18 protein-coding genes are annotated in these 21,839 nt (G+C 67.0%); 7 read left to right on the forward strand and 11 right to left on the reverse strand.

From position 1 onward, the window contains the following. Positions 1–10: 10 nt before the first annotated feature. A complete protein-coding gene (locus ACZK5G_RS05645; protein ID WP_005408436.1) occupies positions 11–466 on the reverse strand; it encodes an SUF system Fe-S cluster assembly regulator in 456 nt (151 codons plus the stop codon). A gap of 209 nt (positions 467–675) precedes the next feature. On the opposite strand from ACZK5G_RS05645, the gene ACZK5G_RS05650 reads away from it, so the two are divergent. Further along, the gene (locus ACZK5G_RS05650; RefSeq protein ID WP_012479369.1) at positions 676–1,143 is read left to right on the forward strand and encodes an SET domain-containing protein; all 468 of its coding nucleotides are present in this window, start codon (positions 676–678) and stop codon (positions 1,141–1,143) included. A 72-nt stretch (positions 1,144–1,215) separates the two neighbouring features. On the opposite strand, the gene ACZK5G_RS05655 is transcribed toward ACZK5G_RS05650, so the two are convergent. The 4 genes from ACZK5G_RS05655 to ACZK5G_RS05670 all read right to left on the reverse strand — a co-directional run bounded on the left by ACZK5G_RS05655 (position 1,216) and on the right by ACZK5G_RS05670 (position 3,459). Continuing rightward, positions 1,216–1,812 carry a YceB family lipoprotein gene (locus ACZK5G_RS05655; protein ID WP_012510326.1) on the reverse strand — a complete coding sequence of 199 codons (597 nt, stop codon included), beginning with the start codon at positions 1,810–1,812 and terminating at the stop codon, positions 1,216–1,218. Between the two features lie 81 nt (positions 1,813–1,893). After that, positions 1,894–2,442 carry a hypothetical protein gene (locus ACZK5G_RS05660; RefSeq protein WP_478465591.1) on the reverse strand — a complete coding sequence of 183 codons (549 nt, stop codon included), beginning with the start codon at positions 2,440–2,442 and terminating at the stop codon, positions 1,894–1,896. Between the two features lie 55 nt (positions 2,443–2,497). After that, complete coding sequence (locus ACZK5G_RS05665) at positions 2,498–2,806, reverse strand: DUF3861 family protein (RefSeq protein ID WP_032129232.1); 309 nt, start codon at positions 2,804–2,806, stop codon at positions 2,498–2,500. Positions 2,807–3,060: 254 nt separating this feature from the next. Continuing rightward, complete coding sequence (locus ACZK5G_RS05670; RefSeq protein WP_010483539.1) at positions 3,061–3,459, reverse strand: HU family DNA-binding protein; 399 nt, start codon at positions 3,457–3,459, stop codon at positions 3,061–3,063. A gap of 371 nt (positions 3,460–3,830) precedes the next feature. Between ACZK5G_RS05670 and ACZK5G_RS05675 the strand changes: the two genes are divergently transcribed. Continuing rightward, positions 3,831–4,262, forward strand: coding sequence for an OsmC family protein (locus tag ACZK5G_RS05675; RefSeq protein ID WP_005408443.1), 432 nt, complete (start codon positions 3,831–3,833; stop codon positions 4,260–4,262). Positions 4,263–4,424: 162 nt separating this feature from the next. Here the strand turns inward: ACZK5G_RS05675 and ACZK5G_RS05680 are convergent, their stop codons facing one another. Both ACZK5G_RS05680 and ACZK5G_RS05685 read right to left on the reverse strand, forming a co-directional pair. After that, a complete protein-coding gene (locus ACZK5G_RS05680) occupies positions 4,425–5,303 on the reverse strand; it encodes a PhzF family phenazine biosynthesis protein (RefSeq protein ID WP_180838142.1) in 879 nt (292 codons plus the stop codon). A 131-nt stretch (positions 5,304–5,434) separates the two neighbouring features. After that, entirely contained in the window at positions 5,435–6,307 is an 873-nt protein-coding gene (locus ACZK5G_RS05685) for a PhzF family phenazine biosynthesis protein (protein ID WP_478465593.1), read from the reverse strand. Between the two features lie 75 nt (positions 6,308–6,382). Between ACZK5G_RS05685 and ACZK5G_RS05690 the strand changes: the two genes are divergently transcribed. The 3 genes from ACZK5G_RS05690 to murD all read left to right on the forward strand — a co-directional run bounded on the left by ACZK5G_RS05690 (position 6,383) and on the right by murD (position 11,796). Continuing rightward, positions 6,383–8,977 (forward strand): bifunctional aspartate kinase/diaminopimelate decarboxylase, encoded by a 2,595-nt coding sequence (locus ACZK5G_RS05690; RefSeq protein ID WP_478465594.1) that lies wholly within the window; start codon positions 6,383–6,385, stop codon positions 8,975–8,977. 76 nt (positions 8,978–9,053) lie between these two features. Then, entirely contained in the window at positions 9,054–10,406 is a 1,353-nt protein-coding gene (gene murL / locus ACZK5G_RS05695; protein ID WP_478465596.1) for a UDP-N-acetyl-alpha-D-muramoyl-L-alanyl-L-glutamate epimerase, read from the forward strand. Then, on the forward strand, positions 10,387–11,796 hold the full coding sequence (gene murD / locus ACZK5G_RS05700) for a UDP-N-acetylmuramoyl-L-alanine--D-glutamate ligase (protein WP_478465597.1): 1,410 nt from the start codon (positions 10,387–10,389) through the stop codon (positions 11,794–11,796). The genes murL and murD overlap by 20 nt, the downstream gene beginning before the upstream one ends. 60 nt (positions 11,797–11,856) lie before the next feature. Here the strand turns inward: murD and ACZK5G_RS05705 are convergent, their stop codons facing one another. After that, the gene (locus tag ACZK5G_RS05705; RefSeq protein WP_285302803.1) at positions 11,857–12,444 is read right to left on the reverse strand and encodes an SMI1/KNR4 family protein; all 588 of its coding nucleotides are present in this window, start codon (positions 12,442–12,444) and stop codon (positions 11,857–11,859) included. Between the two features lie 133 nt (positions 12,445–12,577). Here ACZK5G_RS05705 and ACZK5G_RS05710 point away from each other — a divergent pair, with 133 nt between their 5' ends. Next, entirely contained in the window at positions 12,578–13,369 is a 792-nt protein-coding gene (locus ACZK5G_RS05710; RefSeq protein ID WP_478465598.1) for a dienelactone hydrolase family protein, read from the forward strand. A gap of 203 nt (positions 13,370–13,572) precedes the next feature. Here ACZK5G_RS05710 and ACZK5G_RS05715 read toward each other — a convergent pair whose 3' ends face one another. Further along, positions 13,573–14,571, reverse strand: coding sequence for a polyprenyl synthetase family protein (locus tag ACZK5G_RS05715; RefSeq protein ID WP_478465600.1), 999 nt, complete (start codon positions 14,569–14,571; stop codon positions 13,573–13,575). A gap of 214 nt (positions 14,572–14,785) precedes the next feature. On the opposite strand from ACZK5G_RS05715, the gene ACZK5G_RS05720 reads away from it, so the two are divergent. Beyond that, a complete protein-coding gene (locus ACZK5G_RS05720) occupies positions 14,786–16,399 on the forward strand; it encodes an alpha-glucosidase family protein (RefSeq protein ID WP_478465601.1) in 1,614 nt (537 codons plus the stop codon). 211 nt (positions 16,400–16,610) lie between these two features. Here the strand turns inward: ACZK5G_RS05720 and ACZK5G_RS05725 are convergent, their stop codons facing one another. Together ACZK5G_RS05725 and ACZK5G_RS05730 are read right to left on the reverse strand one after the other, a co-directional pair. Then, positions 16,611–19,379 carry a TonB-dependent receptor gene (locus tag ACZK5G_RS05725; RefSeq protein ID WP_478465602.1) on the reverse strand — a complete coding sequence of 923 codons (2,769 nt, stop codon included), beginning with the start codon at positions 19,377–19,379 and terminating at the stop codon, positions 16,611–16,613. A 251-nt stretch (positions 19,380–19,630) separates the two neighbouring features. Further along, positions 19,631–21,682, reverse strand: a complete 2,052-nt coding sequence (locus tag ACZK5G_RS05730) for a glycoside hydrolase family 97 protein (protein ID WP_478465603.1) — start codon at positions 21,680–21,682, stop codon at positions 19,631–19,633. Positions 21,683–21,839: the final 157 nt, after the last annotated feature.

Genomic DNA, 21,839 nt, shown 5'->3' on the forward strand with positions numbered 1-21,839 from the left:
TGCCTACGGATCAGGAGACGACGTCGACAGCGATGGTGCGGCGCTGTTCGTCATCGGCAAGGGGGAGAGGGGGCAGGATCTGCGCAAGGGTGACATCGCGCAGGGCCTCGGAAACCACGTCGTTGATCAGCCGCCAGCTGCTGCGCGCGCCGCACTTGGGCGCCATGCCGCACTGGTGGTGGTCGTGGCTGCATTCGGTCAGGGCCAGTGGCCCTTCCATCGCTTCGACCACTTCGAACAGCGAGATCTCGATGGCCGGGCGGGTCAGGCGGTAGCCGCCACGCACGCCGCGCAGGCCTTCAACCAGGCCGGCCTGGGCCAGCGGCTTGAGCACCTTGCTGACGGTGGGCGGCTCCAGACCGGTGAATTCGGCCAGCTCGGTGGCACTGAGCACCTCGCCCGGACGGGCGGCGAGCACGGTCAGCACGACGGTGGCGTAATCGGTGAGTTTGGTGACGCGCAACATGGGGATGCGAGTGGTTCTTAAAGCGGACTGAAATTGTACGCTTTTATTCGCCGCCATCCAACCCGGGCATTCAGCCGGCGCTGGGGCCGGGCCGTGAGGACACACCGGGGCCGTTGCCAGGGCGCAATGCTGCGCCAACGGGGTGATTTTCGCAATCACCCGGAATGGGCGAGAATCCCTGTTCCATTCGCTGCAAACAGCCCGTGCCGATGCCGAAGAAGATCCAAGCCCGCAAGTCCGCCATCCATGGCAACGGCGTGTTCGCCGTGGCCCCGATCAAGCAGGGCGAGCGCGTGATCCAGTACAAGGGCCTGCTGCGCAGCCACGGCGACGTTGATGCCGATGACAGCGGCGACGTCGAAAGTGGCCATACCTTCCTGTTCACCCTCAACGACGACTGGGTGATCGATGCCAACTACAAGGGCAATGACGCGCGCTGGATCAACCACAGCTGCGACCCGAACTGCGAGGCGGTGATCGAGGAAGACGAGGACGGCGACAGTCGCGGCGACAAGGTGTTCATCGAGGCGCTGCGTGACATCAAGGCCGGCGAAGAGTTGACCTACAACTACGGCATCACCCTGGCTGAGCGCCACACCGCCAAGCTGAAGAAGATCTGGGAGTGCCGCTGCGGCTCGCCCAAGTGCACCGGCACCATGCTGCAGCCCAAGCGCTGACCCGCAGCGGGTAGTGCCGGCCGCTGGCCGGCACACATGTGAAAAGCGTGCCGGCCAGCGGCCGGCACTACCTTACTTACCCAGCACGCCTGCCGGCACCAGGTTGCCCAGGTTCTGGTTGAAGGTGACCACCAGCTTGCCGTTCTTCACCTGCGCCGACTGCACCTGCAGCGCGCCGAGCAGGCCGGCCACGGCCGGGTCCAGCTTGTAGATCGGTTCGCGCTGGGCGTAGTCGCTCAGCCAGGCATTGAGCAGGCCGCGGGTGCGCGAATCGAGGCGACCGCCCTGGTTGGCCGGGGTGAAGTCATCCACGCTCGGTTGCTGCAGGTGGAAGCCCTGGGTCTGCGCGTCATAGCGCAGGCCACTGCTGAGCTTCACCGTGCCCAGCTTGGCCGGGTTGCCACCGGCGGTGGCCAGTGCCACATCCATGCCCAGGTTCAGCCGCTCGCCGGCCGGAAGACTCAGTTGCGGGTGACTCATGGTCAGCGCGATCAGGCCGCCGAGGGCGTCCTGGGTGCGCGGGAAGCTGCCATCGAGGTACTGCTGCACGTCGCTGGCGCCGACCGACAGTTCGCGGCCGGAGATGGAAGGGGCGGCCTGGGCGCCGATCGCAGCGGCGATCAGCACGGTGGAGGCCGCGAGGCGGGTCATCAGGGAACGCAGGCGCATGGCGGTGACCGGTGGATATGAATGGACGAATCAAAGAGTAGCCGTGGCGGCTGAATCGCGCGTGCATGCCGCTGCAACGGTTCAGTCCAGCGTTGGCCTCAGTTGCGCCGACTGGATCTGCCAGGCGCGGCCATCGGCACGGGGTTGCACCCGGTACCAGCCACCGAAGCGGAAGGTGCCCTCAGGGGTCACTGCGCGGATCTGCACCGGAACCTCCAGCAGCTGCGGCGGCTGGTGACCGTCGCGCGCGATCGGTAGTTCGCTGGTCAGGCGCAGGCTGCGCACGTCCGTGAGCTGGCGCAATGCGGCATCGTCGGCGCGTCGTGCATCGCTGGGCGGGAATGTCCACGCGGCGTCGACGGCCTTGCGATCGCGATTGAGCAGGGCCATGACATAGGCATTGAGCATTCCCGCCGGCAGCTCGGCCTCGGCCGCGACGGCGGCAAACAGGGGATCGACATCGATGGCCTGCACGGCCGGTGCATCGCCTTCTGCGGCGGCCTGTGACTTCGTGCGGGCAGCTGCCTCGGCCGTGACCGACGGTGTGGCATCCGCTGGATGAGGTTGCGATGGCGGCCGGGAACAGGCCAGCAGCACCAGCGGTGCGAGCAGTATCAGGAACCTGCGCATGTCTGCCTCCTCCCCGAGGCGAACGGAAGGAGGCAGTGTATCGGCTGTTCCGCGATCAGCGGGAGGAGGGCAGCTGTTCCAGTGCATCCAGCGCCGGCAGCACCTGCGTGGCGATGGCGGCCAGGGCATGCCCTTCGGTGTCGGCGTGGCGCTGCACGATGTCGCGCAGCAGCTGGGTGGCGATCACCAGCGTCGCGCGCTCGTCGCCGCTGATACCAGCGGTGCGCGGTGCCGCTTCCAGCAGGCGCATCAGGTCGCGGCTTGCGCGATGTTCCAGTTCGATGGTGCAGCGCCCGGTGCACTGCAACCCGTCCTTTTCGATGGGGGTCACCGAGATCCGGTAGCGGGTGGAGGGGCTGGCCATGAGGGTGTGCTCGCCGTAGCTGTGAAGGATGTGCCCACCTTAGGCAAGGCCGTGCCCGGCGGCGATGGCCGGGGCTGCACGCAGTGTTCCACCCGGTACGTTCCGGGGCCGCAACGGACCACGCCCAGCCAATGGCGACGGGCCTGTACGCGCATTCCCGGGGATGCGGCAACGCTGTGTTGCGGGCTGTGGTTGGGACAAAAAAAACGGGACGGCCAGAGCCGTCCCGTCGGAATCCGCGTTGGGGCGCGCGCTTACAGCGCGGCGTCCTTCAGCTTCTTCAGCGGACGCACCTTCAGCTTGGTGGTGGCCGGCTTGGCAGCGAACCACTGCTCTTCCTTGGTGAACGGGTTGATGCCCTTGCGCTTCGGCTTGGCCGGCACATTGACGGTGGTGATCTTCAGCAGGCCCGGCAGGGTGAAGGAGCCAGCGCCCTTCTTGTGCACCGAGGAGGCGACGGCGCTTTCAAGCGAGGCCAGCACAGCGCGGACGTCCTTGGCGATGACGCCGGAGGCTTCAGCGATGTGTGCAACCAGGCCGGACTTGGTCAGCACTTCCTTGATCGGCTTCGGAGCGGCCGGCTTGGCGGCTGCCTTCGTCGCGACTTTCTTCACTGCCTTCTTCGGGGCAGCCTTCTTAGCGGTCTTTGCCATGGTTTCCTGTTCCGTGAACGGTTGGTTGTTTGGTCGGCGCCGAACCCCGTCGGCAAGCGCAATGTAGGGCAACTCTCGGGCGCCGCCAATAGCCCGAAGCGCGGAAAGTGCATGTTTTTTCATATCCAGGCCGATTCAGTACATGGCCGGCAGTGGGGGAAGGGGGTGTGGCAGCGCGCGCGATGGTCCGCGCCCGCCCATCGGAGGAATGCGCGAAACCACTGAAAACAAGGGAAAAATGCGCGCCGGTCTGGCGAAGAAGTGACCAGTTGTCCGGTTTCCGGTGGACCTGTGGCGTGCGGCGGAGCGACGCAGGGCTAACGCCTCCCGTGCGAGGGTGACCGTTCATCACCGTCACGCAGGAGCAGCACATGGGAATCTCGCGACACGCCACCGCGCACTGGGAAGGCGATCTGAAGTCGGGCAAGGGGCAGTTGAGCACGCCGCAGAGTGGGCTGCTGGACAAGACCCGCTACGGCTTCAACAGCCGCTTCGGCGACGAAAAGGGCACCAATCCGGAAGAGCTGATCGCTGCCGCGCACGCCGGCTGTTTCACCATGGCGCTGTCGGCCAAGCTCGGCGAGGCCGGCTTCACCCCGACTTCGCTGGATACCGAAGCCAAGGTCGATCTGTCGCTGGAAGGCGGCCCGCAGCTGTCGCAGATCCGGCTGAAGGTGAAGGCGGTGGTGCCGGGCATCGACGCGACGCAGTTCCGTGCGATTGCCGATGACGCCAAGCAGAACTGCCCGGTATCCAAGGCGCTGAGCGCGGTGCCGATCAGCCTGGAAGCCGAGCTGGGCTGAGGGTAGTGCCGGCCGCTGGCCGGCAATCGCATGATGTCGAGGTCCAGGTAACAGCCGGCCAGCGTTATGGCGGACTTCCTGGCCGCCACCCTCCGGGCCGTCGCGTCCGACGTTGGCAGCGGCTCCTGCCGCTGCCTTCGGCTCTACCACCCCCCATCACAATCACCAATCAAGGGTGCCGGTAATCACCGTCTGCACCTGGCCACCGGACCAGACTTCCCCGTCTTCATCGACGAAAAGGGTCAGGCGCGCGTCGTGGCCGACTTCGCGGCCCTGGCTGACTTCGAACGGTGCGCGACCACGGGGCAGCGCATCGCGCAGGTCCAGCCATGCGGCCAGCACCGCATTGGCGGCACCGGAGGCGGCGTCCTCGAAGCGGCGTCCATTGCCGACGAAGGCACGTACCGCCAGATCGAAGCCCTCACCGCCATCGCTGAAGGCATAGGCAAACACGCCCATGCTGTCGGTGGACTCGGCCAGTGCGGCCACCGCATCCCAGTCCGGCTGCAATGCGCGCAATGCGGCCTCATCGGCCACCTGCACCACCCACCAGCTGCGTCCGCCCTGCATCCGCGCCGGCGGCAGCGTGCCCAGCGGCCAGTCCTTCAGTGCGGCCTGCAGGCGTGGATCGGTCGCCTCGGCAGTCTCGGCCAGCTGCGCGCGCGGCGTGCGGATGGCGATGCGCTGCTGCGCACCTTCACCGCTGACGCGCAGCGGCAGGGCACCGGCAATGCCGTCCTGCACCAGCACACCATCGACCGCTGCGGCCAGGCCGGCCTGCAGCACCGCATGCGCGGTGCCGACGCTGGGGTGGCCGGCAAACGGAACTTCCTTCTGCGGGCTGAACATGCGCAGCCGGTAACTGGCACCGGCGACCTGCGGCGGGAACACGAAGGTGGTCTCGGGCAGGCGCGTCCAGCGCGCGATGGCCTGCATGCTGGCGTCGTCCAGGCCCTCGGCATCGAGCACCACGGCCAGCGGATTGCCGGCGCCGGCGCGCGGGGAGAACACATCCAGCTGCAGGAAACGGCGGGTGGACATCAGGCGGCACTCCAGTAAACAGGCCGCATAGCGTAGCGCGGGGCACCAAAAAGGGGACGGAGGGAATTAAGTCGCTTTTGCCCCATGTGCCATAAGCGACTTAATTCCCTCCGTCCCCTTTTTTCCGTGGGCTACCAGCGGATGTGGCCGTCGATGACCGGCTGCACCTGGCCGCCGATCCAGACCGTGCCCTGCGCATCGACCTCGACCTGTACGCGGCCGTCGCGGCCGACTTCGCGGCCCTGGCTGGCCACGTAGTGGCCCTCGCGGCCGGGCAGGGCATCGCGCTGCCGCAGCCAGGCACCGATCAGGGCATTGGCGCTGCCGGTCACCGGGTCCTCCGGTACGGCGGCCGCATCAGCGGGGCAGAAGGCGCGCACCACACGGGTGTGGTCGCTGCCAGCTTCGTCGGCGAACACGGCCAGGCCGGTGGCATCAGTGGCGAGGCTCCAGTCGGCCAGTGCGGCCATGTCCGGCACCAGGTTGCGTACGGCGGAGGCGTCGCGCAGCGGCAGCAGCCACCAGCGAGCGCCGTTGTCCCAGAGTTCGGGTACGTGCCCGCTGGCAGCAAGCGCCAGCAGCGCTTCCGGCGCTCCGTCCGCCGCTGTGTCCAGTTGCTGCGCCGGTGGGCTGGTCAGTTGGATCTGCAGTGCCTCGGCCGGGCCGCTCACCCGTACCGGTAGCAACCCCGCCGCGCATTGCTGCAGCAGGGCACCGTCGCGTGGTTGCGCCAGCCCGCAGGTCACCGCCGCCCAGGCGGCGCCGACGCTGGGGTGGCCGGCAAATGCCAGCTCGCGGGTCGGGGTGAAGATGCGGATGTGGTAGTCGGCGCCCGGCGCACTGGGGCGCAGGAAGAACACCGTCTCGGACAGGTTCAGCCAGGCGGCCAGGGCCTGCATCTGCTCGCCGGAGAGGTCGTCGGCATCCAGGAGGGCGCCCAGCGGATTGCCAGTGCCGGGGCGGGGGGCGAAGACATCGAGCTGCAGGTAACGAAGGACGGCCATCTACGGGGATATTGCGCTTAGAATCAAAGGTTCCGCCCCTGAGGGCGGCTTCCCCACATTCTACATAGCCAATCCATGTCAGCTTCCCCCCTTGTCGATCGTTGGATCGTACTGAAGTTCGGCGGCACTTCGGTGTCGCGTCGTCACCGCTGGGACACGATCGGGAAGCTGGCGAAAAAACGCGCGGAAGAGACCGGCTCGCGCGTGCTGGTGGTGGTGTCGGCGCTGTCCGGGGTCACCAACGAACTGACCGCGATCGCCGATGGCGCGCCGGACAGCCGTGATCGCGTGGCGGCGCTGGTCGAACGCCACGAGGCCTTCCTGGTTGAACTCGGCCTGGGTCGCGAGGTGCTGGCCGAGCGCCTGGCGGCGCTGCAGGGGCTGCTCGACGACGCGCGCGCGGCCACCCGGCCGCTGCAGTGGCAGGCCGAAGTGCTGGGCCAGGGCGAACTGCTGTCCTCCACCCTGGGCGCGGCCTACCTGCACGCCTCGGGCCTGGACATGGGCTGGATGGATGCCCGCCAGTGGCTGGACGCGATGCCGCCGCAGCCGAACCAGAGCGACTGGTCGCAGCGGCTGTCGGTGAACTGCCAGTGGCGTGCCGATGCGGAGTGGATGCAGCGCTTCCGCGCGCAGCCGACCCGCCTGCTGGTCACCCAGGGCTTCATTTCGCGGCATGCCGATGGTGGTACTGCCATCCTCGGCCGCGGTGGCTCGGATACCTCGGCGGCGTACTTCGGTGCGCTGCTCGGTGCCAGCCGCGTGGAGATCTGGACCGATGTGCCGGGCATGTTCAGTGCCAACCCGAAGGACGTGCCGGACGCGCGCCTGCTGACCCGCCTGGACTATTACGAAGCGCAGGAAATCGCCACCACTGGCGCCAAGGTGTTGCACCCGCGCTCGATCAAGCCGTGCCGCGATGCTGGCGTGCCAATGGCCATCCTCGATACCGAGCGCCCGGAACTGCCGGGCACCAGCATCGATGGCAGCGCTGCACCGGTGCCGGGCGTGAAGGCGATCAGCCGCCGCAACGGCATCGTGCTGGTGTCGATGGAAGGCATCGGCATGTGGCAGCAGGTCGGCTTCCTGGCCGATGTGTTCAACCTGTTCAAGAAGCATGGCCTGTCGGTGGACCTGATCGGTTCGGCCGAAACCAACGTCACCGTGTCGCTGGATCCGTCCGAGAACCTGGTCAACACCGATGTGCTGGCCGCGCTGTCGGCCGACCTGTCGCAGATCTGCAAGGTGAAGGTGATCGTGCCGTGCGCGGCGATCACCCTGGTTGGCCGCGGCATGCGTTCGCTGCTGCACAAGCTGTCGGACGTGTGGGCCACGTTCGGCCGCGAGCGCGTGCACATGATCTCGCAGTCGTCCAACGACCTGAACCTGACCTTCGTCATCGACGAAGCCGATGCCGATGGCCTGCTGCCGATCCTGCATGCCGAGCTGATCGACAGCGGCGCGATGCCGGTGGAAGAGACTGAGGTGTTCGGCCCACGCTGGCGCGAGATCGCCGGCACCGTGCGTCCGCGTGGCACGCCGTGGTGGCGGGGCCAGCGGGCGCACCTGCTGCAGCTGGCCGACGCCGGTACGCCGCGCTATGTCTACCACCTGCCGACCGTGCGCGCCCGTGCCCGCGCGCTGGCCGCGATCAAGCCGATCGACCAGCGCTACTACGCGATCAAGGCCAACAGCCACCCGGCCATCCTGCAGCTGCTGGAAGCCGAGGGCTTCGGCCTTGAGTGTGTATCGCACGGCGAACTGAAGCACGTGTTCCAGCACCTGCCGGAACTGTCGCCCAAGCGTGTGCTGTTCACTCCCAGCTTCTGCCCGCGCAGCGAGTACGAAGCCGCGTTCGCGCTGGGCGTGACCGTCACCGTCGACAACGTCGAAGCGCTGCAGCGCTGGCCGGACCTGTTCCGCAACCGTGAGCTGTGGCTGCGCGTGGATCTGGGCCGTGGCGAAGGCCACCATGCCAAGGTCCGTACCGGCGGCAAGGACTCCAAGTTCGGCCTGCCGATCGCCCGCGTCGATGAGTTCGTGCGCGCGGCCACCGATCTGGGCAGCCGCGTGGTCGGCCTGCATGCGCATCTGGGCAGCGGCGTGGAAACCGCACAGCACTGGCGCTTGATGTGCGATGAGCTGGCCGGTTTCGCCCGTCGCATCGGCAGCGTGCAGACCATCGACATTGGCGGTGGCCTGCCGATTCCGTACAGCGACGAAGACGAGCCGTTCGACCTGGACGCCTGGGCCGCCGGCTTGGCCGAGGTCAAGGCGCTGCATCCGGCATTCCGCCTGGCGATCGAGCCGGGCCGCTACCTGGTGGCCGAATCCGGCGTACTGCTGACCCATGTCACCCAGGTGGTGGAGAAGGACGGCGTGCGCCGTGTTGGCCTGGATGCCGGCATGAACGCACTGATGCGGCCGGCCCTGTACGACGCCTGGCACGACATCGAGAACCTCAGCCGCCAGGGCGGTTATGCCGAAGCGGCGTTCGATGTGGTCGGCCCGATCTGCGAATCCAGCGATGTGTTCGGCAAGCGCCGCAAGCTGCCGGTGTCGACCGCGCCGGACGACGTGATGCTGATCGCCGATGCCGGCGCCTACGGCTATTCGATGGCCAACACCTACAACCAGCGGATGCTGCCGCGCGAAGACGTGATCGAATGACCACCGCGCGCGCCCTGCACCCGCCCACCGACACGCCCCGCGCAGCTGCGCGGGCCCGTGCCTGACCGGATACACCATGACTGCTTTCGATAAACACCAGGTTTCCCGCTTCCGCTTCGTCCGCTGCGAATTCGCCGCGGACACCGGCGTGGCCAAGCTGGTCTACGCCTTTGATGACGGCCCGGAGATGGTGGAAACCATCACCGTGCCGGGCGCCCCGTTCGTGCTGGACGAAGCGCGTACCGCCGCTGTGCAGCGCGCGCTGCAGCTGCTGCACCTGATCGCCGGTGTCAGCTACTACAAGGCGGGCGTGCCGGAGACGGTCAGCATCGACAGCTACGCCATCGATGCCGATACCGCTGCGCTGGTGGAGACGGTCTACCTCAACGGTCTGGGCGAGTTCGCCTACCGCAACGGCCTGAACCTGCGCGGGCGCTTCCGCCTGCCGGTGCAGGGCGACGCGGTGCAGGCGCCGGTGCTGGGCCTGCAGCCGCACGCGCTGGTGGCGATCGGTGGCGGCAAGGATTCGCTGGTCAGCATCGAAGCGCTGCGCCGTGCCGGCGTGGACGAGACCGTGACCTGGATTGGTGGCTCGCAGCTGATCCGCGCCTGTGCCGAGCGTACCGGCCTGCCCACCTTGAACCTGGGCCGCGCGCTGGCGCCGGAACTGTTCGAGCTGAACCGCCAGGGTGCGTGGAACGGGCATATCCCGGTCACTGCGGTGAACTCGGCGATCATGGTGCTGGCCGCGCTGCTGCAGGGCGTGGACCAGGTGGTGTTCTCCAACGAACGTTCGGCCAGCTACGGCAGCCAGATTCCGGGCACCGGCGAAGTGAACCACCAGTGGTCCAAGGGCTGGGCATTCGAGCAGGCGTTCGGCAGCCATGTGCAGACGCACGTAGCGGCGGACCTGCAGTACTACTCGCTGCTGCGCCCGATGTCGGAGCTGGCAGTGGCCCGCCAGTTCGCCAAGACCGATTTCTACGACGCGCATTTCTCCAGCTGCAACCGTAACTTCCACATCCTTGGCGAGCGCCCGGTGAACCGCTGGTGCGGTGTCTGCCCGAAGTGCCATTTCGTGTTCCTGGCGCTGGCCCCGTTCATGCCCAAGACGCGCCTGGTGCGCATCTTCGGCCGCAACCTGCTGGATGATGCCGAGCAGGCCGGTGGCTTCGATGCGCTGCTGGAATTCCAGGACCACAAGCCGTTCGAGTGCGTGGGCGAAGGCCGCGAATCGCGTGCGGCGATGGCGACCCTGGCGCAGCGCCCGGAGTGGAAGGAAGACGTGCTGGTGAAGCGCTTCTGCAACGAGATCCAGCCGCAGCTGGATGCCGCCGAACTGGAACTGGCACCGCTGCTGCAGCTGCAGGGCGAGCACCGCGTTCCGGCTGCGCTGTGGGAACGGGTGCGTGAAGATTTCGAAGCTTGAAGGAAAGCGCGTCGCGCTGTGGGGCTGGGGCCGTGAGGGCCGCGCCGCGTTTGCGGTACTGCGCGAGCGCCTGCCCATGCTGCCGCTGAGCCTGTTCTGCCCGGCGGCCGAAGTGGAGGCCGCGCGTGCGGAAACACAGGGCGTGCTGGACGTGCGTGGCGAGCCTTCTGCTGAAGCGCTGGCCGCGTTCGACGTGGTGATCAAGTCGCCCGGCATCAGCCCATACCAGCCGGTCGCGCTGGCGGCGGCGGGGCAGGGCACCACCTTCATCGGTGGCACCGCGCTGTGGTTCGCCGAACATGCAGGTGCTGATGGCATCGTGCACGACACCGTGTGCGTGACCGGCACCAAGGGCAAGAGCACCACCACCGCGCTGGTCGCGCACCTGCTGCGTGCCGCCGGCCACCGCACCGGCCTGGTCGGCAACATCGGCCTGCCGCTACTGGAAGTGCTGGACCCGCAGCCCGTACCCGCGTACTGGGCGGTGGAACTGTCCAGCTACCAGACCGGCGAAGTGGCGCGCAGTGGCGCCCATCCGCAGGTAGCGGTGGTGCTGAACCTGTTCCCGGAGCACCTGGACTGGCACGGCAGCGAGCAGCGTTACATCGACGACAAGCTGCGGCTGGTGACTGAAGCCGCGCCGCGCATTGCCGTGCTCAATGCCGCCGATCCGCACCTGGCCGTGCTGTCACTGCCCGATAGCGAGGTGGTCTGGTTCAACCAGCCGCAGGGTTGGCACATGCGCGGTGACATCGTGCATCGCGGTGAGCAGGCGGTGTTCGATACCCGCAACACCCCGCTGCCGGGTCGCCACAATCGCGGAAACCTGTGCGCGGTGCTGGCAGCGCTGGAAGCGCTGGGATTGGACGCGGTGGCGCTGGCGCCGGCGGTGCAGGATTTCCGCCCGTTGCCGAACCGCCTGCAGCGCATCGGCGTGGCCGATGGCCTGACCTACGTCAACGATTCGATCAGCACCACGCCGCATGCCAGCCTGGCCGCGCTGGAGTGTTTCGCCGGCCAGCGCATCGCGCTGCTGGTGGGCGGCCATGATCGTGGCCTGGACTGGACCGATTTCATGCAGCACATGGCGCACGACGTGCCGCCGGTGGAGATCGTGACCATGGGCAGCAACGGCCCGCGCATCCACGCCATGCTGCAGCCGCAGGCCGATGCTGGTCGCTTCGGCCTGCACGCGGCGGCGGATCTGCCCGAGGCAATGGCGCTGGCACGTGCCGCGTTGGGTTCTGAAGGCGGGGTGGTATTGCTGTCGCCGGGCGCGCCGAGCTTTGGTGCCTACCGGGATTACGTGGCGCGTGGCCGTCATTTCGCTGAGCTGGCTGGGTTTGACCCGGAGAGCATCAGCGCGATTCCCGGGCTGGGTATCGCTTGAAGGTAGTGCCGGCCGCTGGCCGGCAACCTCCGGAGAAATTCATCCACGCATGGCGTGGATCTACTGCTCCTCATCGATGAACGCGTAGCCGCCTTCGATCAGCTGCTGCAGGTACGCATCGAAGCTGGGCGCGATCACCGCATAGCTGTCCGGATCGTGCAGGTAGCGCACCACCTGGCCGACCGCACCGCCCGGCGCGGGATCAAAATCCAGGTACAGCATCGAGGTGCCGCCGTTGTTCATGCAGTGCGAGAAGCACAGGCGGCGGTTCATCGGCAGATCGGCGTCGATGCCCTCACCCAGGATCTCCGGCTCGTCATCCAGCCACTCTTCGTAGATGGAACGGATGCTGTCGTCCCACTGCTGCTGGTCCTCGAAGATCTGCGCGACCGAGCGCAGGTAGTAGGGGTAATCGCCCACATCTGAACCCAGCATCAGCACGCAGACCTCGCCGCCGGGGTACTCGCGGAAATGGGTGCCATCCACGCGGGACAACAGTTCCGCCAGGCTGTCCGGCACCTGCGGCCACTGCGCACGCAGGCGCTGCAGGTCTTCGGCGCTGGCGCCCTGGACCCAAGCCCACTGGGCGGCATCGTCGGCAGGCAGACGCGGAACAAGGCCAGACAGGAAGCGATCAACAAGATTCATGCGAAAAAAGGGGACGGAGGGGATTAAGTCGTATCCAACCACACCTGCGTCACGTCGCCAATGCAGAATGCGACGCGGGAGGGGCGAATACGGCTTAATCCCCTCCGTCCCCTTTTTCTTGCGGAGCAGGCGCATGAATCGTTGGCGATGCGGTGTGGCGGTGGTTCTGGGGCTGGCGGCGATGCCGGCGTGGGCGGCGATGAAGACGCAGCCGGTGGAGTGGAAGCACCAGGGCACGACTTTCAGCGGCGTGCTGGTCTATGACGACGGCGACAACGATAAGCGCCCCGGGCTGGTGATGGTGCCGAACTGGAAAGGCGTGAACGAGTCGGCCATCGAGAAGGCCAAGCAGCTGGCTGGCGATGACTATGTGGTGCTGGTGGCCGATGTCTACGGCAAGAGCGTGCGGCCGAAGACCGATGCCGAGGCCGGGCCGGTGGCGACCAAGCTCCGCAACGACCGGCCGCTGCTGCGTGCGCGTGCGCTGGAGGCGGTGAACGTGCTCAAGGCCCAGGCCGGCAAGGCACCGCTGGATGCCAGCCGGATCGGTGCGGTGGGCTTCTGTTTCGGTGGCACCACGGTGCTGGAGCTGGCCCGTGCCGGTGCGCCGCTGGCAGGGGTGGTCAGCCTGCACGGCGGGCTGGGTTCGCCGCTGCCGGCACAGGCTGGTGGCAGCCACCCGTCGGTGCTGGTGCTCAATGGCGCCGACGACACCAGCGTGACCGCCGAGGACATCGGCAGCTTCCAGAAAGAAATGAACGCGGCCAAGGTCGATTGGGAATTCACCAACTACAGCGGCGCGGTGCACTGCTTTGCCGAGCGCGATGCCAACAGCCCGCCGGGCTGCCAGTACAACGAGCGCGCGGCGAAGCGTGCGTGGAAGGCGCTGGATGAGTTCTTCGAGGAGCGCTTCGAGAAACGTTGAACCGTGCAGCGGTAGTGCCGGCCGCTGGCCGGCATTCCCGTGACATCCGCAGCATCATGAGGTTGCCGGCCAGCGGCCGGCACTACAATGCGGTCAATGCGAACGGTCGGCAGCCACCGATGTTTCCGTGCCGACCAACGGTCGGCACCCACCGGAATGCCGGTTTAGTGGGTGCCGACCGTTGGTCGGCACGCCTCAACCCATCAATGCGAACGCTGCACCGCGTAGCGGGCCAGGCCGCGCAGGGCCGCCACGGCATCATTGTCGGCCAGGCCATCAAGCGCGCGCTCGGCGGCTTCGGCATATTCCTCGGCACGCGCGCGGCTGTACTCGAGGCCGCCGGTGGCGCGGATCGCGGCCAGCACTTCCGGCATCGCCGAGGCGTCGCCGTCCTGCACGATGGTGCGCAGGCGCTCGCGGGTGGCGTTGTCGGAGTGGGCCATCGCGTGGATCAGGGGCAGCGTCGCCTTGCCCTCGGCGAGGTCGTCACCCAGGTTCTTGCCCAGCTCCTCGGCATTGGCCGAATAGTCCAGCACGTCGTCGGCAATCTGGAACGCGTAGCCCAGGTGCATGCCGTAGTCGAACAGGGCCTGCTGGGTAGCTTCATCCACGCCGCTGGCCAGCGCGCCCAGGCGGGTGCCGGCGGCGAACAGCACCGCGGTCTTGCGCTCGATCACGCGCAGGTAGGCGGCTTCGTCGGTATCCGGGTTGTGCACGTGCAGCAGCTGCAGTACTTCACCCTCGGCGATGCGGTTGGTGGCATCGGCCAGGATCTGCATCACCGACATGCGCTCCAGCTCGACCATCAGCTGGAAGCTGCGCGAGTACAGGAAGTCGCCGACCAGCACGCTGGGCGCGTTGCCCCACAGGGCGTTGGCGGTGCTGCGGCCACGGCGCAGGCTGGATTCGTCCACCACGTCGTCGTGCAGCAGGGTGGAGGTGTGGATGAACTCGATGATCGCCGCCAGCTGGTGGTGGTCCGGGCCGGCCTGGCCGACCGCATGGCCGGCCAGCATCACCAGCATCGGGCGCAGGCGCTTGCCGCCGGCGGAAATGATGTGGTCGGCGATCTGGTTGATCAGCACGACGTCCGAGGACAGGCGGCGCCGGATCAGGGCGTCGACGGCGGCCATGTCGGCCGCGGCAAGCGACTGGATCTGGGGCAGGCCCAGGGCGGGACGGGTGTCTTCGGTGATGGTCATGCGATCAGGCTTTCAGGCTCATCGCTGATTATAGGCGTTGCCTGTGAATTCGGGCGCAAACCGGGCAGGCCGGCGTCCGCGGCCCGGCCGCGGATGCCGCCTGCGTGAATACGTATGCAGGTTGCGCCATGCCCGTGAGGCCACCGCTAAGCTTGCGGCATCAGGATTTCGGCCCGCTCCCGGCGGGTCCCGCACGCCCGGAGGGGGGCTGTCGATGTCGCACTATCCATGGTGGCGCGGAGCCGTCATCTACCAGATCTACCCGCGCAGTTTCCTTGACGCCAACGGCGACGGGGTAGGCGACCTGCCGGGCATCATCCAGCGCCTGGACCACATCGCAACGCTGGGCGTGGACGCGATCTGGATCTCGCCGTTCTTCAAATCGCCGATGGCCGACTTCGGCTACGACATCGCCGACTACCGCGACGTCGACCCGCTGTTCGGCAGCCTGGACGACTTCGACCGCCTGCTGGCCAAGGCGCACGGCCTGGGCCTGAAGGTGATGATCGACCAGGTGCTGAGCCATACTTCGATCGAGCACGCCTGGTTCCGCGAGAGCCGCCAGGATCGTAGCAACCCGAAGGCGGACTGGTACGTCTGGGCCGACCCGCGCGAGGACGGCACGCCGCCCAACAACTGGCTGTCGCTGTTCGGCGGCTGCGCCTGGCAGTGGGAGCCGCGCCGCGAGCAGTACTACCTGCACAACTTCCTGGTCGACCAGCCGGACCTGAACTTCCATCACCCGGACGCGCAGCAGGCGACCCTGGACAACGTGCGCTTCTGGCTGGACCGCGGCGTGGATGGCTTCCGCCTGGATGCGATCAACTTCTGCTTCCATGACGCGCAGCTGCGCGACAACCCGGCCAAGCCGGCGGAGAAGCGCTTCGGTCGCGGCTTCAGCCCGGACAACCCGTACGCCTACCAGTACCACTATTACAACAATACCCAGCCGGAGAACCTGCCGTTCCTGGAGCGGCTGCGCGCGCTGCTGGACGAGTACCCGGGGGCGGTCAGCCTGGGCGAGATCTCCTCGGAGGACTCGCTGGCCACCACCGCCGAGTACACCCGCGATGGCCGCCTGCACATGGGCTACAGCTTCGAGCTGCTGGTGGACGACTACAGCGCGGCCTATATCCGCGACACGGTCTCGCGGCTGGAAGCGGCGATGACCGAAGGCTGGCCGTGCTGGGCGGTTTCGAATCACGACGTGGAGCGGGCGGTCAGCCGCTGGGGCGGCCACCCGGCCGACCCGCGCCTGGCGCGGATGCTGGTGGCGATGCTGTGCTCGCTGCGCGGCTCGGTCTGCCTGTACCAGGGCGAGGAGCTGGGCCTGGCCGAGGCCGAGGTGCCGTTCGAGGCCCTGCAGGACCCGTATGGCATCACCTTCTGGCCGAACTTCAAGGGCCGTGATGGCTGTCGCACCCCGTTGCCGTGGACCGATGCGCCGCTGGCGGGTTTCACCACGGGCCAGCCGTGGCTGCCGATCCCGGCCGAGCACCGCGCCGCGGCGGTGACGGTGCAGGAGCGCGACCCGGATTCGGTCCTGGCCGCATTCCGGGGGTTCCTGGCCTGGCGGCATAGCCAGCCGGCGCTCCTGCATGGCAGCATCCGATTCATCGAAAGCGCCGAGCCAGTGCTGCTGTTCGAGCGTATGCTTGCAGATGAAACCCTGCTGCTGGCCTTCAACCTGTCGGCCGAGGCGGTGAGCCATCCGCTGCCGCCGGGCAACTGGCAGCAGGTGGCGGTACCGGGCCCGGATGCGGGCACGGTGCAGGGTGATGAACTCCAGCTGCCGCCGCGTGCGGTGTATTGCGCCCGACGCAGCTGACCGTTTTCTCCGGTGGCGGTACTTGCGGGGACGGGGCCGAAGCGCCCCGTCCCTTTTTTGTGGGTGGGCTTCCGGCGAAAGGCATCCACGCCATGCGTGGATGGGCCTTGCCGACCAACGGCCGGCATCCGCGCAAAAGAAAACCCGCTGCCTGCGCAGCGGGTTTCCGATGAGTCCCTGCCGGCCAGCGGCCGGCACTACCCGGTCGTGGTCAGAACTTGTAGTTCACGCCCAGCATGTAGGTGCGGCCCCATTCGATGTATTCCAGCGGGCGGTCCTTGCTGCCGGCGTAGGTGCGGTACGGCTCGTTGGTCAGGTTGCTGCCCTGCAGCAGCAGGGTCAGCCCGCGCAGGCTGCTGCTGTCGCTGAAGGTGTAGCTGACCTGTGCATCGGTCACGTTCTCGCCCACCACGTAACGCAGCGTGCGGTTGCCGTTGAAGTTGCCGATCTCACCGATGAAGTCCGAGCGGCGGCGCTGGCTCACGCGTGCTTCAAAGCCACTGCGCTCGTAGTAGGCGGTGAAGTTGTACACGCGCTTGGACAGGCCCGGCAGGCTGATCGGGTCGGTGCCCACACTGGAGGCACTCTCCGGATCCAGGATGGTGATGTCGCTCTTGTTGAAGGTCGCGCTGGCCTGCACGCCGAAGCCGCGCAGGCTGTCGGTCAGCATCTCCAGCGGGAACGACCCGGTCAGCTCCAGCCCCTTCAACGTGCCGCCCTTGCCGTTCTGCGGCGTGGAGAAGGTGCCGGTGGTCAGCACCGGTGCGGTCATGCCCGGCGGTGGCACGTAGTTGCCGAGCAGGCCGCTGAAGTCGTAGTTGTCCACCGACTGCGTGTAGACGTAGCTCTTCAGGTCCTTGTAGAAGATCGCCGCAGCCACGTAGGCCTTCTCGCCGAAGTACTTCTCATAGGACAGATCCAGCGCGGTGGCGCGCCACGGATCGAGCAGCGGATTGCCACCGCTGCCACCGGGGCGGCCGTTGTTGGTATCCACGCCGAATTCCAGGCCGGCACGCATCTGGTCCACGCGCGGGCGCGCGACCTGCTTGGCGGCGGCGAAGCGCAGCGTCTGCTGGTGCGGGAACATGAACACCAGGTTCAAGCTTGGCAGCCAATCCTTGTAGGTCTTGCCGGCAGAGAAGGGCTGGATGTTGCTGCCCGCCGGCTGCGAGCTGTCCCAGTAGCGCGAATCCGAGCTCTGGTCGGTGTGCTGCATCTGCACGCCGATGTTGCCGCGCACGCCGACCACGCCGATGTCGGTGTTGATGTTCAGGCGTGCCCACGCCGTGGTGATCTTCTCCTCGACCGTCCAGGATTTTGGAATCAGGTAGTCCAGGTTGTCGACCGGGTTGAAGGTCATGTAACGACCGACGGCTGCCGGCACATTCCACGACGGGATGGTGCCGATGCCGGCGAAACCGAGGTTGACCGGGCGGTACTGCAGGTCCGGTGCGATGGTGGATTCGCCTTGGGCGCCGAGCAGGATGTTGCCTTCGGCCTGAGCCTTCTGCTTGCGACGGTCGGCATAGTTCACGCCCACGTCCACATCCGAGAACCAGCTGGACATGGCCTCGGGAACCGGCAGCGTCGCCGCCAGCTTGGCGCCCTTCAAGCGGTCTTCGACCTCCGGCACCTTGCCGTAGCCGGAACCATAGATCGTGTTGGTCAGGAACAGGCTGTCCGGATTGGAATAGTCGCGCCCCGGCGTGATCTGCGAGAAGCTGTTGTTGTTCACCACCAGGCCGATCGTGTCGAACTGCGGGCGCGGCACCAGCTGCAGGTTGTTCTCCAGGTTGATCTCGCGGCGGGTTGCCTTCGAATAGTTCAGGTCGGCGACCAGCTTCACGCCACCGACGTTGAACTCGTTGTTCCAGCCGAACGCATCGATCTTGTCCTTGCGCTTGTTGTACATGCCGCGCACCAGCGGGTACGCATTGTTGATCGTGCCACCGGTGAAGCTGCCATCGGCATTGCGGCCGACATTGCTGAACACCGGCAGGATCGCGTTGGGATTGTTGCTGTCCTCGCCGTTGCCGCTGAGGCTCAGCTCGAACTGGTTGGCGGTGTCGATCTGCTCGGCTTCGGTATGGAACGCATCGAAGGTGCTGGTCCAGCTGTTGCTGGGGCGGAACTGGATCGTTGCCATCACGCCGTCGCGCTTGTTGTTGCCGGTGCGGCGCAGGGCCTTGATGCCATCGGTGAAGTAGGTGCCAGGTGCGATTCCGCGACGCTCGCCCTTGTCAGTGTGTTCGGTGGTCCAGGGCTCGTACAGGCCGACCTGGTTCTCCTGGATCGGCATGTCGCTGTGCGCATAACCAATGGCGATGCCCAGGGTGTTGTCGAAGAACTGGTCGATGTAGCTGGCGCTGAAACGGTTGCCATACGGGTCGATGTTGGCAGCGCGGCCCAGGGAGCTCTTCTGGTAGCGGCCGCTGACCGCGATCACGCGCTCGCCGAAGCTGAGCGGGCGTGCGGTCTGCATGTCGATGGTGCCCGACAGGCCCTGGCCGACCAGCGCCGCGTCCGGGGTCTTGTACACGGTCACGCCGTTGACCAGCTCGGACGGGTACTGGTCGAACTCGACACCGCGGTTGTCGCCGGTGCTGACCACTTCACGGCCATTGAGCAGGGTGGTGGCGAAGTCGGGCGACAGGCCACGCACACTGATCACCTGCGCACGGCCGGCCACGCGCTGGGCAGCCAGGCCGGGCAGGCGCGAGATGGATTCGGCGATGCTGACGTCGGGCAGTTTGCCGATGTCTTCGGCGGAGATCGCTTCGACCACCGAGGTGGCGTCCTGCTTGATCGCGATTGCGTTCTCGATGCCGCGGCGGATGCCGGTGACCTGCACCGTATCCAGGTTGGTGGCGGCGGTGGCGGCCGGCGTGGTGGTGCTCTGCGTGGACTGTGCCGACGCCAGCGTCGGCGCCAGGACAACGGCCAGCGCGATGCTCAGCGCGCTGCGCTTGTGGTTCAACATTTTCCCCTCCCAGGCAATGTTGCAGATCGATTCGTGAACGTCCCGGAGTGACCGTGGACGTGCGACGCGGTGGCCGCTGTCGTCGCCGCTATGGTAGGCAGCGCGTTCTTCGCGGGAATCACCCTGCATACGTATTCAATGGCGTTTGCAGGGATGTAATCGCTTTCAGGTTCTGTTTGCGGTAGTGCCGGCCGCTGGCCGGCAATCGCGTTCACCGGGTTGCCGGCCAGCGGCCGGCACTACCGGGGCATTCAAAGCGGCGTGAAACGGATGGCCTGCCCGCCACCCGGCGCAAGCACCAGCGTCAGTGCGTCGGCGCTGGTCACCTCTCGGGTTTCGCGCGCGAATGCGAAGGGATTGCTGCGGAAATCCGCGCCCTCGCCATCGCGGTAGATCTCGGCGCGGTAGCGCACGCCCGGTTCCAGGAAGCCCAGCGACACCGGCAGCACACGGCCGTGCTCGTCGGTGATGCTGCCGAGGAACCAGTCGCGGCTGTTGCGGTCGCGGCGCACGATCGTCACGTAGTCGCCCACTTCGCCATCGAGCACGCGGCTCTGCTCCCAGTCCACCGCGACGTCTTCGATGAAGCGGAATGCCTGGCGATGCTGCAGGTAGTGCTCGGGCAGGTCGGCGGCCATCTGGATCGGGCTGTACAGCACCACGTACAGCGCCAGCTGGCGTGCCAGCGTGCTGGGAATGGCCTGGCCGTGGCGGCCCTTCAGGCTGAGGATGCCGGGGGTGTAATCCATCGGCCCGGCCAGCATGCGGGTGAACACCAGGTTGACCTCATGTTCCGGCGGGTTCGGCGGCTGGCCCCAGGCGTTGTACTCCATGCCACGTGCGCCTTCGCGCGAGATCCAGTTGGGATAGGTGCGGCGCAGGCCGGTGTCCTTGATCGGCTCATGCGGGTTCACTGACAGATGGCGGCGCGCTGCTTCCTGCACCACCGTCAGATGGTGGCGCGCCATGAACTGCCCGTCATGCCACTCACGCCACAGCGGGCCGCCCGAGGGATTGCGGCGGTCGACCTGGCCGTCGTCGCAGACGTAACCGGTCTTGAACTGGTCCACGCCCAGCCGCGCATACAGGTCCAGTGCGGTACCCAGCTGGTCCTCGTAATGCTCGATGGCACAGCCGGTTTCGTGGTGGCCGATCAGATGCACGTCCTTCTTCAGGCCATACGCTGACAGCGCTTCAATGTCGAAATCGGGCGTGGCACGGGTGAAATCGAAGTCGTAGCCATTGCCCACCCACATGCCGTCCCAGCCCGGATTCCAGCCTTCCACCAGCACGCCACGGAAGCCGTGCGCGGCGGCGAAGTCGATCACCTTCTTCGTCTTGGCGGTGGTGGCCGCATGCTTCGGCCCGGTCGCCCAGCTCTCGTTGTCCAGGTGCATCGACCACCACACCCCCAGGTACTTGGCCGGCTTCACCCAGCTCACATCGCCCAGTGCATTGGGCTCGTTGAGGTTGAGGATGAGGTCTGATTCGACCAGGCCACCTGCACGGTCGGCAATCTGCAGCGTGCGCCACGGTGTGGCGAAGGGCAGGGCACGGCGCACCTTCCAGCCTTCGGCCGAGGGCGAGAGCTGCGCGCGCAGGCGCTGGCCCTCGGTTCGCCGCAGCCACATGCCGGCATAGTCCACCAGCGCGGCCTCGTGGATCGCCACGTGCAGCCCATCGCGGCTGCGCAGGGTCATTGGCGTATGCACCAACGGCACCTCATTCAACGGCGTGCGCTGGTACAGGTACTCGTAGTGGATCGGTTCGCCGGCAGGGATCCACCACGCGGTGGAATCCTGTGCGATGGCGAACTCGGTCAGCTCGTCATCGATGATGGCTTCGCGCAGGTTCGGCTGCTCGGGGAATACGTAGCGGAAGCCGAGGCCATCGTCGTAGATGCGGAACACCACATCGAGCCGGCGCTTGCTGCCGGTGGTCTCGGCCAGATGCACGGTCAGCTCATTGAAACGGTTGCGGGTAATCCGGCGCTCGCCCCAGGGCTGTTCCCAGCGGTCATCGACGCTGCGTTGCTGTTGGCCGAGCAGGGCGAAATCGCGGTCCAGGCGGCCATCGCGCAAGGCAAAGCCCAGCTTCGAATCTTCCACCACGGTCTCGCCGAAACGCTCGACGCGATAGCGCGCGGTGCCACCGTCCAGCACCAGGCTGACCTTGAGTACCTTTCCCGGTGATTCGACGCTGGCCACCTGCGGCGCGGCCTGCGCCAGCGTGGCCAGGCCCAGCAGAGCCAGACCGAGCAGGTGCGCGAACACCGCGCGTACAGCAGTGGGTGACATCGGCATTTCCCCTCCCAAGGCGCCGTTGGCAGACCCGGACCATAAGCCAGCGCGGCAGGCCCGCTACCGCGCAACGCCATGAATACGTATGCAGTTGGACGCAGCCGACAGCCCCGCGTCTACCATGGGGCCAAGGCACCTTGAGGGAGGGGCCGCGCCCGCC

The organism is Stenotrophomonas sp. 62841_Sma (assembly GCF_056482945.1).

Coding starts and splice junctions, on each gene's coding strand:
- ACZK5G_RS05715 (WP_478465600.1), bottom strand. CDS start 14,571: ATGACCATCACCGAAGACACCCGTCCCGCCCTGGGCCTGCCCCAGATC.
- ACZK5G_RS05675 (WP_005408443.1), top strand. CDS start 3,831: ATGGGAATCTCGCGACACGCCACCGCGCACTGGGAAGGCGATCTGAAG.
- ACZK5G_RS05720 (WP_478465601.1), top strand. CDS start 14,786: ATGTCGCACTATCCATGGTGGCGCGGAGCCGTCATCTACCAGATCTAC.
- ACZK5G_RS05710 (WP_478465598.1), top strand. CDS start 12,578: ATGAATCGTTGGCGATGCGGTGTGGCGGTGGTTCTGGGGCTGGCGGCG.
- ACZK5G_RS05655 (WP_012510326.1), bottom strand. CDS start 1,812: ATGCGCCTGCGTTCCCTGATGACCCGCCTCGCGGCCTCCACCGTGCTG.
- ACZK5G_RS05665 (WP_032129232.1), bottom strand. CDS start 2,806: ATGGCCAGCCCCTCCACCCGCTACCGGATCTCGGTGACCCCCATCGAA.
- ACZK5G_RS05645 (WP_005408436.1), bottom strand. CDS start 466: ATGTTGCGCGTCACCAAACTCACCGATTACGCCACCGTCGTGCTGACC.
- ACZK5G_RS05685 (WP_478465593.1), bottom strand. CDS start 6,307: ATGGCCGTCCTTCGTTACCTGCAGCTCGATGTCTTCGCCCCCCGCCCC.
- ACZK5G_RS05650 (WP_012479369.1), top strand. CDS start 676: ATGCCGAAGAAGATCCAAGCCCGCAAGTCCGCCATCCATGGCAACGGC.
- murL (WP_478465596.1), top strand. CDS start 9,054: ATGACTGCTTTCGATAAACACCAGGTTTCCCGCTTCCGCTTCGTCCGC.
- ACZK5G_RS05705 (WP_285302803.1), bottom strand. CDS start 12,444: ATGAATCTTGTTGATCGCTTCCTGTCTGGCCTTGTTCCGCGTCTGCCT.
- ACZK5G_RS05730 (WP_478465603.1), bottom strand. CDS start 21,682: ATGCCGATGTCACCCACTGCTGTACGCGCGGTGTTCGCGCACCTGCTC.
- ACZK5G_RS05660 (WP_478465591.1), bottom strand. CDS start 2,442: ATGCGCAGGTTCCTGATACTGCTCGCACCGCTGGTGCTGCTGGCCTGT.
- ACZK5G_RS05690 (WP_478465594.1), top strand. CDS start 6,383: ATGTCAGCTTCCCCCCTTGTCGATCGTTGGATCGTACTGAAGTTCGGC.
- ACZK5G_RS05680 (WP_180838142.1), bottom strand. CDS start 5,303: ATGTCCACCCGCCGTTTCCTGCAGCTGGATGTGTTCTCCCCGCGCGCC.
- ACZK5G_RS05725 (WP_478465602.1), bottom strand. CDS start 19,379: ATGTTGAACCACAAGCGCAGCGCGCTGAGCATCGCGCTGGCCGTTGTC.
- ACZK5G_RS05670 (WP_010483539.1), bottom strand. CDS start 3,459: ATGGCAAAGACCGCTAAGAAGGCTGCCCCGAAGAAGGCAGTGAAGAAA.